The organism is Streptomyces sp. NPDC005706 (assembly GCF_040631045.1).
GTDB lineage: Bacteria > Actinomycetota > Actinomycetes > Streptomycetales > Streptomycetaceae > Streptomyces.
The window spans coordinates 55,108-71,593 of sequence record NZ_JBEXYS010000005.1; the positions used below are offsets into that span (position 1 = coordinate 55,108).

Below are 16,486 nucleotides of genomic sequence, written 5' to 3' on the forward strand. Positions count from 1 at the left end.
ACGACCACAGTCCGGGACAGTCCGGGGGAGCTGAAGGGACACCGTGAAACAGCTGCGCATCAGGGTGCTGGCCGGCGTGTTCGTCGTGGCCGGCGTCCTGTCCTGGGCGGGCGCCCGCCTCTGGAACTCGATCGGGACCCTGCCCAGCGTCCCCCTGGCCGCCCCCGTCGTCCTCGCCCTGATCGCGGTGGTCCTGCTCGCCACGGCGCTCTCGCTGCGCGCCCGCTTCAAGGCCCAGCGCGAGCGCCGCCCCGGCGCGAAGGGCGTCGACCCCCTGATGGCCGCCCGAGCGGTCGTCTTCGGCCAGGCGAGCGCCCTGGTGGCCGCCCTCGTCGCCGGCATGTACGGCGGCACGGGCGTCTTCCTCCTGGAACTCCTCGACATCCCCGCCCGCCGCGACCAGGCCATCTACGCCGGCTTCTCGGTCCTGGCCGGCATCGCCGTCATAGCGTCGGCCCTGTTCCTCGAACGGGTCTGCAGACTCCCCGAGGACGACGACCAGAACCACACGGGCGCGGAGCCGGTGGCCTGACCACCGGCCCAGGAGGAGGTCCGCAGGAGTCGTACCGGCACCGCGGTCGTATCAGCGCGCCATGATGAGGCTCATCGCCTCGTTCCGCGTCGCCGCGTCCCGGAGCTGGCCGCGCACCGCCGAGGTGAGGGTCTTCGCGCCCGGCTTGCGGATGCCGCGCATCGACATGCACATGTGCTCGCACTCGACGACCACGATCACTCCGCGGGGTTCGAGTATCTCCATGAGGGAGTCCGCGATCTGCGTGGTGAGCCGCTCCTGCACCTGCGGGCGCCGGGCGTAGACGTCCACGAGGCGAGCCAGCTTGGACAATCCGGTGATCTTGCCGGAAACAGATGGAATGTAACCAACATGAGCAACTCCCCTAAATGGGACAAGATGATGCTCACAGGTGCTGTACACCTCGATGTCCTTCACGAGGACCATCTCGTCGTGGCCCAGGTCGAACGTCGTCGTCAGGACGTCCTCGGGCTCCTGCCACAGGCCCGCGAAGATCTCCTGGTACGCCCGTGCCACGCGCGCCGGGGTCTCCCTGAGGCCTTCACGGTCCGGGTCCTCACCGACCGCGATCAGCAGCTCCCGAACGGCGTTCTCCGCGCGCTTCTCGTCGAACTCGCCGATGCGGCCCTCGCTGTCCAGCGTCACGGGGTCGGTCATCTGGATTCCTCGTTCCTGTGCCTGTCACGCGTGCGGCCCACGCGCGCTGTCCGCGAGCATACGAAAATGCCGCACCCCCCAGGCTAGAACCTGGGGGGTGCGGCATTCATTCCGGGCCTGCCGGCCGGAACGATCAGCTCTCGGAGCGGTCCTCCGGGGTCTGCTCGGTCACCGGGGCGGTGTCCGAGACCGTGGACTTGGCCGTGCTGATGGCCGCCGTCGCGCCGTTCGCACCGTTGGTCAGTGCGAGCTCCTTGGGGGAGAGCACCGGCGGGCGGGTGGAGGGGGTGCGGCGGGAGGAGCCGGTCCACGCGGGCCGCGGCGGGCGCTTGTGGATCGTGGCGAAGACCTCGGCGATCTCCTCCTTGCCCAGGGTCTCCTTCTCGAGAAGGGCCAGAACCAGGTTGTCGAGCACGTCGCGGTTCTCGACCAGGATCTCCCAGGCCTCGTTGTGAGCGGTCTCGATGAGCTTCTTGACCTCTTCGTCCACCAGCGCGGCGACCTCTTCGGAGTAGTCGCGCTGGTGAGCCATCTCACGTCCGAGGAAGGGCTCGCTGTTGTCCCCGCCGAACTTGATCGCGCCGAGCCGCTCGGTCATGCCGTACTGCGTGACCATCGCGCGGGCCAGGTTGGTGGCCTTCTCGATGTCGTTGGCGGCGCCGGTGGTCGGGTCGTGGAAGACCAGTTCCTCGGCCGCCCGGCCGCCCAGCATGTAGGCGAGCTGGTCGAGCATCTCGTTGCGGGTGGTGGAGTACTTGTCCTCGTCCGGGAGCACCATCGTGTAGCCGAGGGCGCGGCCCCGGGACAGGATTGTGATCTTGTGGACCGGGTCGGAGTTCGGTGAGGCCGCCGCGACCAGGGCGTGACCGCCCTCGTGGTACGCGGTGATCTTCTTCTCCTTGTCCGACATGATCCGGGTCCGCTTCTGCGGGCCCGCGACCACACGGTCGATCGCCTCGTCCAGCGCCCTGTTGTCGACCAGCTTCTGGTCACCGCGGGCGGTGAGCAGGGCTGCCTCGTTCAGCACGTTCGCCAGGTCGGCGCCGGTCATGCCGGGGGTGCGGCGGGCGACGGCGGCCAGGTCGACGTCGGGCGCGACCGGCTTGCCCTTCTGGTGGACCTTGAGGATCTCCAGGCGGCCCTGCAGGTCCGGCGGGTCGACGGCGATCTGCCGGTCGAAACGGCCGGGGCGCAGGAGGGCCGGGTCGAGGATGTCGGGCCGGTTGGTGGCGGCGATGAGGATGACGCCGCCCTTGACGTCGAAGCCGTCCATCTCGACGAGCAGCTGGTTCAGCGTCTGCTCGCGCTCGTCGTGTCCACCGCCGAGGCCGGCGCCGCGGTGGCGGCCGACCGCGTCGATCTCGTCGACGAAGACAATCGCCGGGGCGTTGGCCTTGGCCTGCTCGAACAGGTCGCGGACCCGGGAGGCACCGACACCGACGAACATCTCGACGAAGTCGGAACCGGAGATCGAGTAGAAGGGGACTCCGGCCTCACCTGCCACCGCGCGGGCGAGCAGGGTCTTGCCGGTACCGGGACGGCCGTAGAGCAGCACGCCCTTGGGGATCTTGGCGCCGACGGCCTGGAACTTGGCCGGCTCCTGCAGGAACTCCTTGATCTCGTGGAGTTCCTCGACGGCCTCGTCACAGCCGGCGACGTCGCTGAACGTCGTCTTCGGGGTGTCCTTGGTGATGAGCTTGGCCTTGGACTTGCCGAAGTTCATGACCCGGGAGCCGCCGCCCTGCATCTGATTCATCAGGAACAGGAAGACGACCACGATGAGGACGAAGGGGAGCAGGGAGAGCAGGACGCCGAGGAACGGGTTCTGCTTGGACGGCGAGACCGTGTAGCCGTCCGGGATCTGCTTTTCCTGGTACTTGCTCTGCAGCGTGCTGGCGATGGTCACGCCTTGGTCGCCGATGTAGCTCGCCTGGATCTTGGAGCTGCCGTCGACCTTCTGACCATCCTTGAGCTCGACCTTGACGGTCTGCTCGTCACCGGTGGTGAGCTTGGCCGACTGGACCCTGTTGTCGTTGATCGCCGCCACGACCTGGCCGGTGTCAACCGTCTTGTAGCCGCCGGACGAGCCGACGACCTGCATCAACACGACCACGGCAAGGACGGCCAGCACGATCCACATGACCGGCCCACGGAAGTATCGCTTCACGTCCATCCATACGGAGCGGTGTCGCCCCGTCCCTCCTGCCATAGTGAGTTTGATAAGACAGTTCTTCTGACGGTACCCCAGCATTGTTGTCCGAAGCCGCACGGAGCGGCATCGACGGCCGGCAATCCCGTCTCTGCATGCTCCAACGCGGGGAAACCCGCTGGGGTTCCCGGTCGTCCTACAGGGAATGGCCCGGTTGGCTCAGCCGCCGTAGACGTGGGGCGCGAGCGTACCGACGAACGGCAGGTTGCGGTACTTCTCCGCGTAGTCGAGGCCGTAGCCGACGACGAACTCGTTCGGGATGTCGAAGCCGACCCACTCGACGTCGATGGCGACCTTGGCGGCGTCCGGCTTGCGCAGCAGGGTGCACACCTTGAGGGTGGCGGGCTCGCGCGAGCCGAGGTTGTTGATCAGCCAGGACAGGGTCAGGCCGGAGTCGATGATGTCCTCGACGATCAGGACGTGCTTGCCCTTGATGTCGGTGTCGAGGTCCTTGAGGATGCGGACGACACCGGAGGACTGGGTGCCCGCGCCGTAGGAGGACACGGCCATCCAGTCCATGGTGACGGGGGTGGACAGCGCCCGGGCGAGGTCCGCCATGACCATCACCGCGCCCTTGAGGACGCCGACGATGAGCAGGTCCTTGCCCGCGTACTCCGCGTCGATCTTCGCGGCCAGCTCGGCCAGCTTCGCGTCGATCTCTTCTTTGGTGATGAGTACCCGCTGAAGGTCGGCACCCATGTCGTTCGCGTCCACCCGCATCACTTTCGGTCGTCCCGCACTTACGGCCGCACTCGCGTGCCTCCGGCCGCCCCGCCCCGCCGGAGGGGGTCCTCCGGGGCCGCGATGTCAGCCCTGCCGAATCACCAGTCTGCCACCCTGCCGCCGGGCGACGACTTTGCCCGGGAGATTGATGACTCCCTGGCCGCGCCATCCGGTGATGAGGCGGTCGACTTCCTCGATGTGGCGGGCGAAGAGGGATCCGGCCGGGGCACCGGCCGCGATGGCGGCGCGGCGCAGGATGCGGCGGCGTACGGCGGGCGGGAGGGCGTAGAGCTTGGCGCACTCCAGGAGGCCGGTGGCGTCGCGTACGGAGGCCTCGGCCTGGCTGGCCCAGGCGTCGAGGGCGTCGGCGTCGTCGCGGGAGAGCTGGGCGGTGCGGGCGAGGGCTTCCACGACGCCCTTGCCGAGAGCCTTCTCCAGGGCGGGCAGGCCTTCGTGCCGGAGCCGGGAGCGGGTGTAGGCGGGGTCGGCGTTGTGCGGGTCGTCCCAGACCGACAGGGACTGGGCCATGCAGGCCTTGCGGGCGGTCTGCCGGTCCAGGGACAGGAAGGGGCGCCGGTAACGGCCGCCGGCCCCCGAGACCGCGGCCATTCCGGACAGGGAGCGGATGCCGGAGCCGCGGGCGAGGCCGAGCAGGACGGTTTCCGCCTGGTCGTCGCGGGTGTGGCCGAGCAGGACGGCGGTGGCGCCGTGGTGTTCGGCCGCCGCGTCCAGGGCGGCGTAGCGGGCGTCGCGGGCGGCGGCCTCGGGTCCGCCTTCGCGGCCGACGGTCACGGCGATGGACTCGACGGGGTCCAGGCCGAGTCCGCGCAGCTTGAGCACGACCTCGTCGGCGCGCAGTCCGGAGCCGGGCTGGAGGCCGTGGTCGATGGTGACGCCACCGGCGCGGATGCCGAGTTTGGGGGCTTCGAAGGCGAGGGCGGAGGCGAGCGCCATGGAGTCGGCGCCGCCGGAGCACGCGACGAGCACGAGCGGGGAGGGGGGCCGCTCGGCCGGACCCCGCCCGGCGGGCGTCCGGAGGGGCACGGTGCTTCGTCCGGCGGTGCTGGTGTGGTCGGTCAGGATGTCGTGGAGGACGCGGCGGACCGCCAGGCGTATCGCCGCGACCGATGGATGGGGACCCATGTCCGGTTCCCTTCATGAAGTTTTCGGGGGGTGAGCCCGAGGATCGGTCACTCAGAGTGTGTCGATGGTGACAGAAGCGGGCCGTTCCCCGAGCATTGCACGCCTACCCATGGCTCACGGTCCCTCGGACGGGTGATTGGAGGGGCGTTCGCCTGCCGTCGGCCGGATTCGTCTCACGGCTTCGCGGCGTGGTTCACGACTCGGCCTTGCGGTGCACCCGTGCGACCCAGTCCGCCGGTTTGGCGATCTCCGCCTTGGTGGGCAGGGTGTTGGGCGAGGTCCAGACGCGGTTGAAGCCGTCCGTGCCGACCTGGTCGACGACGGCGCGCACGAAGCGTTCGCCGTCGCGGTACTGCCGGAGTTTGGCGTCCAGGCCGAGCAGTTTGCGCAGGGCGAGGTCGAGCCGGGAGGCGCCCTTGGCGCGGCGCTGCTGGAACTTCTCGCGGATCTCGGCGACGCTCGGCACGACCTGGGGGCCGACGCCGTCCATGACGAAGTCGGCGTGGCCCTCCAGCAGGGACATGACGGCGGTGAGGCGGCCGAGGATCTCGCGCTGGCTCGGGGTCTGCACCAGTTCCACGAAGGAGCGCCCGCCGTCCTCCTCCTCGCCCTCGGGACGGCCGCCGGCGAGGGACTGGGCGGCTTCGCGGACGCGTTCCAGGACGGTCATCGGGTCGACGTCGGTCTCCGCCAAGAACGACTGGATCTCGCCCTCGAGGTGGTCGCGGAGCCAGGGCACGGCGGTGAACTGGGTGCGGTGCGTCTCCTCGTGCAGGCACACCCAGAGCCGGAAGTCGTGGGGGTCGACGTCGAGTTCGCGTTCCACGTGGACGATGTTGGGCGCGACGAGGAGCAGCCGGCCGCCGCCGTTCTCCCCGGCGGGCAGGTCGCGGGAGGCGGGGGCGAAGGTCTCGTACTGGCCGAGGACGCGGGAGGCGAGGAAGGACAGCAGCATGCCGAGTTCGACGCCGGTGACCTTGCCGCCGACGGCGCCGAGGACGGCGCTGCCCGGGTTGCCGCCGCGCCGTTCCTGCATCTTGTCCAGGAGGGGCTTGAGGAGTTCCCGGAAGCCGGCGACGTTGGCCCGGACCCAGCCGGGACGGTCGACGACCAGGACCGGGGTGTCATGGGTCTCCTCGGTGCCGAGCCGGGTGAAGCCGCGGACGTGTTCCTCCGCGGCCTTGGCGTGCCGGCGCAGTTCCGAGACGACGTCCCTGGCCTCGTCGCGGCTGACTTCGGGGCCCGGTCGTACGAGCCGTGTCGCGGTCGCCACCGCGAGGTTCCAGTCGACCATCCCGGGAGATGCGGTGCCACCGAAGCTCGTCATGCGTCAACGGTACGTGAGCGGTCCCCTTTCGGGCAGGCCGTGCGAGGGCGTTCCGGGCCGCCCGCGGCGGGGGGCGGCCCGGCCCGGCGGTGGCTATCCGCAGCCGCAGCCCGCCAGGGCCGTGGCCGTCCTGTCCAGGGCCGACTGGGCCTCCTGGGCGCTGGTCGTGCCGGAGGCCATGAAGGCGAAGGCGAGCAGGTGGCCGTCGCGGTCGACCGCCGTGCCGGCCAGGGTGTTGACGCCGGTGAGCGTGCCGGTCTTCGCCCGTACGACGCCGGCCGCGCCGCCGGTGTAGCGGTCGGTCAGGGTGCCGGTGAAGCCGGCGACGGGGAGGCCGGTGAGGACGGGCCGCAGGCCGGGGCGGGCGGGGTCGCCGGCCTTGACCAGGAGGGCGGTGAGGAGGTTCGCCGTCAGTCTGTCGTCGCGGTCGAGGCCGCTGCCGTCGTGGAAGGAGGCGCCGGACAGCGGCAGTCCGAGCTTGCGCAGCTGGGTGGAGATGGCCTCGGCGCCGCCGGTGAAGCTGCCCGCCTCGCCGCTCGCGAGGGCGGTCTGGCGGGCCAGGGTCTCGGCGATGTCGTTGTCGCTGTTGGTCAACATGCGCTCGACGAGGGTGGCCAGCGTGGGTGAGGAGACGGTGGCGAGGGTCTCGGCGCGGCTGGTGGCCTTGGAGGGGCCGGGGGGCGTGGTCTCGATGCCGGCGTCGTGGAGGAAACCGGCGAACTTGCGGGCGGCGTCCGCGGCCGGGTCGGTCACGCGGGGCGCGGGGCCGCTGGTGGAGTCGTCGGTGCGGCCCTCATCGGCGGTCAGGGCGCTGACCGGGGCGAGGTTGTCGTTGACGCCGATGGGGTGAAGGGCGGGGCCGGAGAAGAGCGTGGTGTCGTAGGACAGCGTGATCCTGCGGATGCCGCGCTTCGCGAGGGTGGCGGCGGTGTCGGCGGCGAGGGTGCGCAGGCTCGCCCGGTCCCCGGCGTCGCGGCGCGCGGTGAGGGCGGGGTCGCCGCCGCCGGTCAGGACCAGTTCCCCGGTGTCGGGTTCGAGCGCGGCGCGGGTGGTGAAGCGGTGGTCGGAGCCGAGGGCGGACAGCGCGGCGACCGCGGTGGCGATCTTGGTGGTGGAGGCGGGGATGAGGGCCTGGTCGGCTCCGGCGGCGTAGAGCCGCGTGCCGGTGGTGACGTCGACGACGGCCGCGCCGCGGCCGGAGCCGAGCGCCGGGGCGTCCAGGAGGGGCCCGAGGACGTCCGTGAGGGCCTGTCGGCCGGTCGGGGTCTTCTTGGTGCTGACGGTGCCGGTGGTGCCGCCCAGGCCCGCGAGGACGGCCGCGGCGCTGGGCGCGGCCTGGGGGGTCCGGGGGCTGGTGCCGGATCCGCCGTGATCTGCGCCACCTGATCGCTCCAGGGCGGTCGCCCGGTCCCGCTCGGCCGTACGCTGACCGTTGGCGTCCCAGGGACCGGCGGCGGTCACCACCGCGGCGGCCAGTGCCAGTCCGGCGGTGGCGGCGCCGGCGGTGTACTGCCAGGTCCTGTCGGTCCGCCGGCGGGGGAGGTGCGCGAGTTCGGGGCGCACGGCCTTCGTCAGCCGCGCGATCCGGGGTTTCGCGGCCGTCGCGGCACGCGCCAGGCGCGGTCGTACGGCGTTCGCGATCCGCCGCACATGCGGTCCCGCGGCTCGCCAAGGCCTCTGCTCTGGCACGACCACCAGCCCCTTTCGCGATCACACACCTGCGTGAGGGACACTTAATCACCAGAACTATGTGTTGATCATGGAGGAGCCACCGGTGGAGTTCGACGTCACGATCGAGATCCCGAAGGGTTCGCGCAACAAGTACGAGGTGGACCACGAGACCGGTCGGATCCGCCTGGACCGTCGCCTCTTCACCTCGACCGCCTACCCGACCGACTACGGCTTCGTCGAGAACACCCTCGGCGAGGACGGCGACCCGCTGGACGCGCTGGTCATTCTTGACGAGCCGACCTTCCCGGGCTGCCTCATCAAGTGCCGCGCGATCGGCATGTTCCGGATGACGGACGAGGCGGGCGGCGACGACAAGCTGCTCTGCGTCCCGGCCACCGACCCGCGTGTGGAGCACCTGCGCGACATCCACCACGTGTCGGAGTTCGACCGCCTGGAGATCCAGCACTTCTTCGAGGTGTACAAGGACCTGGAGCCCGGCAAGTCCGTCGAGGGCGCCAACTGGGTGGGCCGCACCGACGCCGAGATCGAGATCGAGCGGTCGTACAAGCGCTTCAAGGAGCAGGGCGGCCACTGACCGGCCGGTTTGCCCGACGCGGGCCGCGGCACCCTGGTGGGGTGGCGCGGCCCGTTTGCGTAGGCGTGCGCATACTGAGGCCTACGAGAGGTGTCGTTCAGGAAGCGGTGCGAGGTGACGGAGGCGGAGGACCGCAAGCCCCGGTCGGACGAGGCGCGGACCGCGTACGACCCGGAGATCACGTCCGAGTTCGCCCTCCCCGAGGGACTGGCGGTCCCCAGGGGCGGGGGCGAGTCGGAGACCACGTCCGAGTTCTCGGTGCCCGAGGGGCTGCAGGCGCCGCTGCCCGCGAGCGCCGAGCCGGAGGGGTCGGCGTTCAGCCTGCCGCGCACCTACAGCGCCACGGACTCGCTGGTGGCGTTCACCCCGGCGACGGGTGTGCCCGCGGTCAGCCTGATCAAGGACGCGCCGTGGCAGGACCGGATGCGCACGATGCTGCGCATGCCGGTGGCCGAGCGGCCGGCGCCCGAGCCCGTGCAGCGGGCCGAGGAAGAGGGCCCGGCGGTTCCGCGTGTGCTCGACCTGACCCTGCGTATCGGCGAGCTGCTGCTGGCCGGCGGTGAGGGCGCGGAGGACGTGGAGGCCGCGATGTTCGCGGTGTGCCGGTCCTACGGCCTGGACCGCTGCGAGCCGAACGTCACCTTCACCCTGCTGTCGATCTCCCACCAGCCGTCACTGGTGGACGACCCGGTGACGGCCTCGCGCACGGTGCGGCGGCGGGGCACCGACTACACCCGCCTCGCGGCCGTGTTCCACCTGGTGGACGACCTGACCGACCCGGAGACCCATGTCTCCCTGGAGGAGGCCTACCGGCGGCTGGCCGAGATCCGCCGCAACCGGCACCCGTACCCCGGCTGGGCGCTGACCCTGGCCAGCGGGCTGCTGGCCGGTGCGGCCTCGGTGCTGGTCGGCGGTGATCTGATCGTGTTCATCGCCGCCGCGCTCGGCGCGATGCTCGGCGACCGGCTGGCCTGGCTGTGCGCGGGGCGTGGACTGCCGGAGTTCTACCAGTTCACGGTGGCCGCGATGCCGCCGGCGGCGATCGGGGTGGCGTTCTCGCTGGCGCACGTCGATGTGAAGGCGTCCGCGGTGGTCACCGGTGGGCTGTTCGCGCTGCTGCCCGGGCGGGCGCTGGTGGCGGGGGTGCAGGACGGCCTGACGGGCTTCTACATCACCGCTTCGGCGCGCCTGCTGGAGGTCATGTACTTCTTCGTCGGCATCGTCGCCGGGGTGCTCGTCGTCCTGTACTTCGGGGTGAAGGTGGGCGGCACGCTGGATCCCGACGCGGCGCTGGGCGGTATCTCCGAGCGGCCGCTGGTGCAGATCGCCGCGTCCATGGTGCTGTCGCTGACGTTCGCGGTGCTGCTGCAGCAGGAGCGGTCCACCGTGCCGGCGGTCACGCTCAACGGGGGCGTGGCATGGTCGGTGTACGGCGCGATGCACTACGCGGGCGGGATCTCGCCGGTGGCCTCGACGGCGGTGGCGGCGGGGCTGGTGGGGCTGTTCGGGCAGTTGCTGTCCCGGTTCCGGTTCGCGTCGGCGCTGCCGTACACGACCGCGGCCATCGGACCGCTGCTGCCGGGTTCGGCCACCTACTTCGGGCTGCTGAACATGGCGCAGAACGAGGTCGACAAGGGTCTGGTGTCGCTGGCCAAGGCGGCGTCCCTGGCCATGGCGATCGCGATCGGGGTCAACCTCGGGTCGGAGATCTCCCGGCTGACCCTGCGGGTCGGCTCCGCCGGCAAGCGGCGCGCGGCGAAGCGGACCCGCGGTTTCTGACGGTCTCAGCGGGTGCGGTAGTCGCCCTGGGTGCCGTAGGGGTACTGGTTCTGGCCGTACTGGCTTTGGTCGTACTGGTTGGGGTCGTACCCGTTCTGGTCGTACTGGGGCCCGTTCTGGTCGTACTGGGGCCCGTTCTGGTCGTACCGCGGCTGCTGGTGGGGCTGCTGGTGCTGCCCCTGGCCGTAGTACTGGTCGCTCTCGTAGCCGCCCTGGTTCCAGTGCTGCGGCTCCTGCTGGGGCTGCTGCCGGTAGGGCTGCTGGTACGGCTCCTCCGGCTCGATGCGGCGCAGGCGGGTCGTCGCGTCGTCCATGACCGGCCGCTGCTGGAACCCGGAAGCGGGGTGCTGCTGCTGGGCGGGCTGTGCCTCGTCCCCCTCCCGCTGCGCGGCCTTCTTGTTCTTGCTCCGCGCGCGCAGGTACTCGATCGCGATCGGGACCACCGACACGAGGACGATCAGGATGAGGATCGCCTCGATGTTGTCCCTGACGATCGCGTGCCGACCCAGCCAGGAGCCCAGCAGGGTGACGCCCGCGCCCCACAGGACGCCACCGATGACGTTGAAGGTCAGGAACGAGCGGTACCGCATGCCGCTGACGCCGGCGACGATCGGCGTGAAGGTGCGCACGACGGGCACGAAGCGGGCCAGGACCAGGGACTTCGGGCCGTACTTCTCGAAGAACTCGTGCGCCTTGGCGACGTTCTCCTGCTTGAACAACCGTGAGTCCGGCCGGTTGAACAGGGAGGGCCCGACCTTCTTGCCGAACATGTAGCCCGCCTGGTCGCCCAGGACCGCGGCGAGGCAGATCAGGGCGATCGCGGCCCACAGCGGGAAGTCCAGCGCGTCCGTGGCGATCAGCAGACCGCAGGTGAACAGCAGCGAGTCACCCGGCAGGAAGAAGCCGATGAGCAGGCCGGACTCGGCGAAGACGATGAGCAGCAGGCCCCAGATGCTGTAGGTGTCCAGCAGGTACTGGGGGTCCAGCCAGCTCGGGCCGAGGGCGAGTGTCGTCACGGGTCCGGGCTCCTGAGGGGTGAGGCGGCTACGGCGTCCATGGGGGGCGGCCGCACAAAGCTACCAACGTGGGGTGACCGCCCCAGGTTCCACCGGTGCCTCCAGGATGCACTGTGGTGCGACCGGGAGAAAGCTGTGACCCATGGGACTCGATGACTACGGCGGCGGCCAGGGGCCCCAGCCGGACGTGCTGGTCGTGACCACGAACGACGTGCCCGGCTACCGGGTGCAGCAGGTGCTCGGCGAGGTCTTCGGACTGACCGTGCGCTCGCGGCACATCGGCAGCCAGATCGGTGCCGGGCTGAAGTCGATGATCGGCGGCGAGCTGAGGGGGCTCACCAAGACCCTCGTGCAGACCCGCAACCAGGCCATGGAGCGGCTGGTGGAGCAGGCACGCGCGCGTGGCGCCAACGCGGTGCTGATGTTCCGCTTCGACGTCACCGAGGCGGCGGACGTGGGCACCGAGGTGTGCGCCTACGGCACGGCCGTCGTGCTGGCCCGGGAGTAGGCCCCCGGGCCGGCGGATCACGCCGTGCGGCGGTCGGCGTTGGCGGCGATCGCCTCGCTGAGGTGGTCGGCGAGGCCGGGCCGGACGGAGTCGTAGAACGCCTTGAAGCGCTCGTCGGCGACGTACATCGCGCCCAGGCAGCGGTGCATGGGGTGCGGGCACTCGTAGAACCACTTGCCGATGTGCCGGCGGTGCTCCTCGGCCAGGTCCATGGCCGCCTCGTCGGCCGGCCGCCCGCCGGCGGCCATCAGGGCGACGTAGCGCGCGGTCCAGTCGTCGGTCTCGGCCTGCATGCGCCGCCAGTCGTCCTTGGTGTAGCGGGCGGCCCGGCGCTGCGACTCGGCGTAGGCCTCGGTGCCGCCCCAGCGCCGCTCGGTCTCCTCGGCGTACCGCTCGGGGTCGTTGTCCCCGAAGACCTCGAACCGCTCCTCGGGGGTGAGGTTGATGCCCATCGTGCGTGCCTCCATGGCGTGCTCCACGGCCGCGGCCATCTTCTGCAGCTTCTCGATCCGGGCGGTCAGCAGCTCGTGCTGGCGGCGCAGGTGCGCGCGGGGGTCCGCGTCCGGGTCGTCGAGCAGGGCCGCGACCTCGTCGAGCGGGAAGCCGAGTTCCCGGTGGAACAGGATCTGCTGGAGCCGGTCGAGGTCGGCGTCGTTGTAGCGCCGGTGGCCGGCGTGGGTGCGCTCGCTGGGCACGAGCAGACCGATCTCGTCGTAGTGGTGCAGGGTGCGCACCGTGATTCCGGCGAACCCCGCGACCTGTCCCACGGAGTAGCTCACTTTCCGCTCCTTGTCGTCGGTACGGGCACCACGCTGGGGCCTCACGCCACGTGAGGTGCAAGCCGGACGCGCTCCGGATGTTCGCGGCGGTGTGTCCGCTTATCGTGACGACGTGACCCAGGACACCGGGCAGCAGGCCCGCTCGACCCGGCCGGCGAGCCCGGCGCGGGCCCTGCTGCCGTTGATCCTGCCCGCTGTCGCGGTCGGCGTGGCCGCGAGCCTCGTCTACGTCGGCCTGAGCCTGGGCGCGGAGCAACTGCAGCACGTGCTGTGGGGGCCGCTGCCGAACGCGCTCGGCGTGGGCCCCTACTCGGTGCTGTGGATGTTCGTCATGCTGGTGGCCACCGGCCTCGCCGTCGGGCTGGTGGTCTGGAAGGTACCGGGCCACGCCGGGCCGGATCCGGCGACCACCGGTCTGGACGCTCCGGTGCTGCCGCCCCTGGTGCTGCCCGGTCTGGTGCTGGCGACGGGGCTGATGCTGGCGGGCGGGCCGAGCCTGGGCCCGGAGAACCCGATCATCGCCGTGAACGTCGGCCTGGCGGCCTGGCTCGGCGGGCGCCTGCTGTCCCGGATGCCAGGGGCCCTGTGGCCGATGCTGGCGGAGGCGGCGACGATCGGCGCGCTGTTCGGCACCCCGGTGGCGGCGGCCCTGGTCATCTCCGAGGCGCTGGCCGGGCGGCCGGTCAGGGGTCTGCTGTGGGACAACCTGTTCGCGCCGCTGACCGCGGCGGCGGTCGGCGCGCTGACCACCTCGCTGCTGTACCGCCCGGCCTTCGACCTGGGCCTGCCGCCGCTGGGCCGGCCGCGCTGGACGGACCTGCTGGCGGCCCTGGTGATCGCCTCGATGGCCGCCCTGCTCGGCATGTGCGCCGTGCGCGCCTTTCCCTACGTCCACGCGGCCTTCCAGCGGTTGCGGCACCCGATGCTGATGCTCCCGGCGGGCGGTCTCGTGCTCGGCGCCCTGGCCGCCCTGGGCGGTCGTCTGACCCTCTTCAAGGGGCTGTCGGAGGTGGGTGAGCTGGCGCATGACCCGACGGGCTGGTCGGCCGGGCAGTTCGCCGCCATGGCCGTGGTGAAGCTGGCGGCGCTGCTGGTCGCCGCCTCCTGCGGCTTCCGGGGCGGCCGGATCTTCCCCGCCGTCTTCGTGGGCTCCGCGCTCGGTCTGTGCGCCCACGCGCTCGTCCCGGCCGTACCCGCCGCGCTGGGCGTGTCCGCGAGCGTGCTGGGCATGCTGCTGGCGATCACCCGGCAGGGCTGGGTGAGTCTGTTCACGGCCGCCGTCCTGGTGGCCTCCCCCGCCATCATCGCCCTGCTCTGCATCGCCTCACTGCCAGCCTGGCTGCTGGTGACGGGGCGGCCGCAGATGCAGCTGCGCGGTGACGGCACCTCCGTCCGCTGACCCCATCCGCCTGTCTGGAGGCATGTCATGGCCCTGCACAAAGGTCCGGAGAAGCGCGAAGAGCGCCTGATGTCGGTCAACCCGTTCTACGGCGAGGCCAATCCGGTCGGCGGAATGACCGAGGCACCGCCCACGCACCGGCTCCCCGACACCCCGCTGCCGCCGTCCACGGCGTACCAGCTGGTGCACGACGAGCTGATGCTGGACGGCAACTCGCGGCTCAACCTGGCCACCTTCGTCACCACCTGGATGGAGCCGCAGGCCGGGGTGCTGATGGGCGAGTGCCGGGACAAGAACATGATCGACAAGGACGAGTACCCGCGCACGGCCGAGCTGGAGCGGCGGTGCGTGGCGATGCTCGCCGACCTGTGGAACGCCCCGGACCCGTCGGCCACCGTGGGCTGTTCGACCACGGGTTCCAGCGAGGCGTGCATGCTGGCTGGGATGGCCCTCAAGCGCCGCTGGGCGCAGCGCAACGCCGACCGCTACCCGGGAGCACGCCCGAACCTGGTCATGGGCGTCAACGTCCAGGTCTGCTGGGAGAAGTTCTGCAACTTCTGGGAGGTGGAGGCCCGGCTGGTGCCCATGGAGGGCGACCGGTACCACCTGGACCCCGAGGCGGCGGCCGAGCTGTGCGACGAGAACACCATCGGTGTCGTCGGCATCCTCGGCTCCACCTTCGACGGGTCGTACGAGCCGATCGCGGAGCTGTGCGCGGCCCTGGACGCCCTCCAGGAGCGCACCGGGCTGGACGTCCCGGTGCACGTGGACGGCGCCTCCGGGGCGATGATCGCGCCGTTCCTCGACGAGGACCTGGTGTGGGACTTCCGGCTGCCGCGGGTGGCGTCGATCAACACCTCGGGGCACAAGTACGGCCTCGTCTACCCGGGCGTCGGCTGGGCGCTGTGGCGGGACAAGGAGGCGCTGCCCGAGGAACTGGTCTTCCGGGTCAACTACCTGGGCGGCGACATGCCGACGTTCGCCCTGAACTTCTCCCGCCCCGGCGCCCAGGTCGTCGCGCAGTACTACTCGTTCCTGCGGCTGGGCCGTGAGGGCTACCGGGCGGTGCAGCAGGCCACGCGGGACGTGGCGCGCTCGCTCGCCGGGAAGATCGAGGCGCTCGGCGACTTCCGGCTGCTGACGCGCGGGGACGAGCTGCCGGTGTTCGCCTTCACCACCCAGGGCGGCCTGCCCTACGACGTCTTCGACGTCTCCCGGCGGATGCGCGAGCACGGCTGGCTGCTGCCCGCCTACACCTTCCCGCCGAACCGCGAGGACCTGGCGGTGCTGCGGGTCGTGTGCCGCAACGGCTTCTCCCACGACCTGGCCGACCTGTTCGTGGACGACCTGGCCCGGCTGCTGCCGGAACTGCGCCTGCAGCCGCATCCCCTCACCAAGGACCGGGACGCGGCCACCAGCTTCCATCACTAGGGCCCATCACTAGGGCCTGTCCGCAGGGGCCGTACCGGATCAGGGGTCGTGCCGGGTCAGCGGTCGTCCCCCGGGTGCCGCTCCCCCGTGGCGTACGGGTTGTCCTGGCCCTCGGTGAGGACGCCCACGAACGGCTCGCCCTCCCCCGCGAAGGTGTACGCGCCGGCCTCCAGGCGGGCGATGAGCCCCTGGGTCCAGGCGGCGTCCGAGTCGGCCGTGTGCAGCCAGAGGTTCATGATCTCGCCGATGTGCCCGAGCTGTCCGGGGCCGTCCTCGGGGATGTAGTTCCCGGTGACCGCGGAACGCCACTGCCCGATGCGCCGGATCCGCTCCCGGAGCAGGTCCAGCGCGTCGGCCCGCTCCAGCTCGACCAGGAAGCCGATGGCGGCGGACTGGATGTCCATCTTCTGGTCGTAGGAGACCAGGGACTCGCGCAGCAGGCGGAAGAACTCCGTCTCGCCCGGGTCCGTGATCTCGTACTCGGTGCGCGGCGGACCGCCCGCGGTGGACGGCGCGATCTCGTGCGCGCGCAGCAGCCCCTGCTTCGCCATCTGCTTCAGGGCGTGGTAGATGGAGCCCGGCTTGGCGTTGGACCACTCGTGCGCGCCCCAGTACTCCAGGTCGCCCCGCACCTGGTAGCCGTGGGCCCGCCCGTGCTGGCGGACCGCGCCCAGCACGAGGAGACGGATCGCTGACATGCCGTCCAGGTTATGGCCG

15 protein-coding genes are annotated in these 16,486 nt (G+C 71.1%); 6 read left to right on the forward strand and 9 right to left on the reverse strand.

The window, feature by feature from the left end:
• The first annotated feature begins 43 nt into the window (after positions 1-43).
• A complete protein-coding gene (locus tag ABZ478_RS11520) occupies positions 44-532 on the forward strand; it encodes a DUF3180 domain-containing protein (protein ID WP_359547656.1) in 489 nt (162 codons plus the stop codon).
• 51 nt (positions 533-583) lie between these two features.
• Here the strand turns inward: ABZ478_RS11520 and folE are convergent, their stop codons facing one another.
• From folE to dacB, 6 genes are all read right to left on the reverse strand, one after another.
• Positions 584-1,189, reverse strand: a complete 606-nt coding sequence (gene folE / locus ABZ478_RS11525) for a GTP cyclohydrolase I FolE (protein WP_359547659.1) — start codon at positions 1,187-1,189, stop codon at positions 584-586.
• Positions 1,190-1,322: 133 nt separating this feature from the next.
• A complete protein-coding gene (gene ftsH, locus ABZ478_RS11530; protein ID WP_359547662.1) occupies positions 1,323-3,362 on the reverse strand; it encodes an ATP-dependent zinc metalloprotease FtsH in 2,040 nt (679 codons plus the stop codon).
• A gap of 195 nt (positions 3,363-3,557) precedes the next feature.
• The gene (hpt, locus tag ABZ478_RS11535) at positions 3,558-4,118 is read right to left on the reverse strand and encodes a hypoxanthine phosphoribosyltransferase (RefSeq protein WP_199211431.1); all 561 of its coding nucleotides are present in this window, start codon (positions 4,116-4,118) and stop codon (positions 3,558-3,560) included.
• 87 nt (positions 4,119-4,205) lie between these two features.
• Entirely contained in the window at positions 4,206-5,264 is a 1,059-nt protein-coding gene (gene tilS / locus ABZ478_RS11540; RefSeq protein WP_359547665.1) for a tRNA lysidine(34) synthetase TilS, read from the reverse strand.
• Between the two features lie 193 nt (positions 5,265-5,457).
• Positions 5,458-6,591, reverse strand: coding sequence for a zinc-dependent metalloprotease (locus tag ABZ478_RS11545; RefSeq protein WP_359547668.1), 1,134 nt, complete (start codon positions 6,589-6,591; stop codon positions 5,458-5,460).
• Positions 6,592-6,684: 93 nt separating this feature from the next.
• On the reverse strand, positions 6,685-8,241 hold the full coding sequence (gene dacB, locus ABZ478_RS11550; protein WP_359547671.1) for a D-alanyl-D-alanine carboxypeptidase/D-alanyl-D-alanine-endopeptidase: 1,557 nt from the start codon (positions 8,239-8,241) through the stop codon (positions 6,685-6,687).
• 124 nt (positions 8,242-8,365) lie between these two features.
• Here dacB and ABZ478_RS11555 point away from each other — a divergent pair, with 124 nt between their 5' ends.
• Both ABZ478_RS11555 and ABZ478_RS11560 read left to right on the forward strand, forming a co-directional pair.
• On the forward strand, positions 8,366-8,857 hold the full coding sequence (locus tag ABZ478_RS11555) for an inorganic diphosphatase (RefSeq protein ID WP_010044289.1): 492 nt from the start codon (positions 8,366-8,368) through the stop codon (positions 8,855-8,857).
• A 114-nt stretch (positions 8,858-8,971) separates the two neighbouring features.
• Entirely contained in the window at positions 8,972-10,636 is a 1,665-nt protein-coding gene (locus ABZ478_RS11560) for a threonine/serine exporter family protein (protein ID WP_359547674.1), read from the forward strand.
• A 5-nt stretch (positions 10,637-10,641) separates the two neighbouring features.
• Here ABZ478_RS11560 and ABZ478_RS11565 read toward each other — a convergent pair whose 3' ends face one another.
• Positions 10,642-11,652, reverse strand: a complete 1,011-nt coding sequence (locus tag ABZ478_RS11565; protein WP_359547677.1) for a VTT domain-containing protein — start codon at positions 11,650-11,652, stop codon at positions 10,642-10,644.
• Positions 11,653-11,794: 142 nt separating this feature from the next.
• Here ABZ478_RS11565 and ABZ478_RS11570 point away from each other — a divergent pair, with 142 nt between their 5' ends.
• Positions 11,795-12,160, forward strand: coding sequence for a YbjQ family protein (locus tag ABZ478_RS11570; protein ID WP_250402311.1), 366 nt, complete (start codon positions 11,795-11,797; stop codon positions 12,158-12,160).
• A 17-nt stretch (positions 12,161-12,177) separates the two neighbouring features.
• On the opposite strand, the gene ABZ478_RS11575 is transcribed toward ABZ478_RS11570, so the two are convergent.
• Entirely contained in the window at positions 12,178-12,939 is a 762-nt protein-coding gene (locus ABZ478_RS11575) for a MerR family transcriptional regulator (RefSeq protein WP_359547681.1), read from the reverse strand.
• Positions 12,940-13,051: 112 nt separating this feature from the next.
• Here ABZ478_RS11575 and ABZ478_RS11580 point away from each other — a divergent pair, with 112 nt between their 5' ends.
• On the forward strand, positions 13,052-14,338 hold the full coding sequence (locus ABZ478_RS11580; RefSeq protein ID WP_359547684.1) for an ion channel protein: 1,287 nt from the start codon (positions 13,052-13,054) through the stop codon (positions 14,336-14,338).
• A 27-nt stretch (positions 14,339-14,365) separates the two neighbouring features.
• Positions 14,366-15,769, forward strand: a complete 1,404-nt coding sequence (locus tag ABZ478_RS11585; RefSeq protein ID WP_359547687.1) for a glutamate decarboxylase — start codon at positions 14,366-14,368, stop codon at positions 15,767-15,769.
• Between the two features lie 56 nt (positions 15,770-15,825).
• Here ABZ478_RS11585 and ABZ478_RS11590 read toward each other — a convergent pair whose 3' ends face one another.
• Positions 15,826-16,467 carry a PadR family transcriptional regulator gene (locus ABZ478_RS11590; protein WP_359547689.1) on the reverse strand — a complete coding sequence of 214 codons (642 nt, stop codon included), beginning with the start codon at positions 16,465-16,467 and terminating at the stop codon, positions 15,826-15,828.
• Positions 16,468-16,486 lie beyond the last annotated feature (19 nt).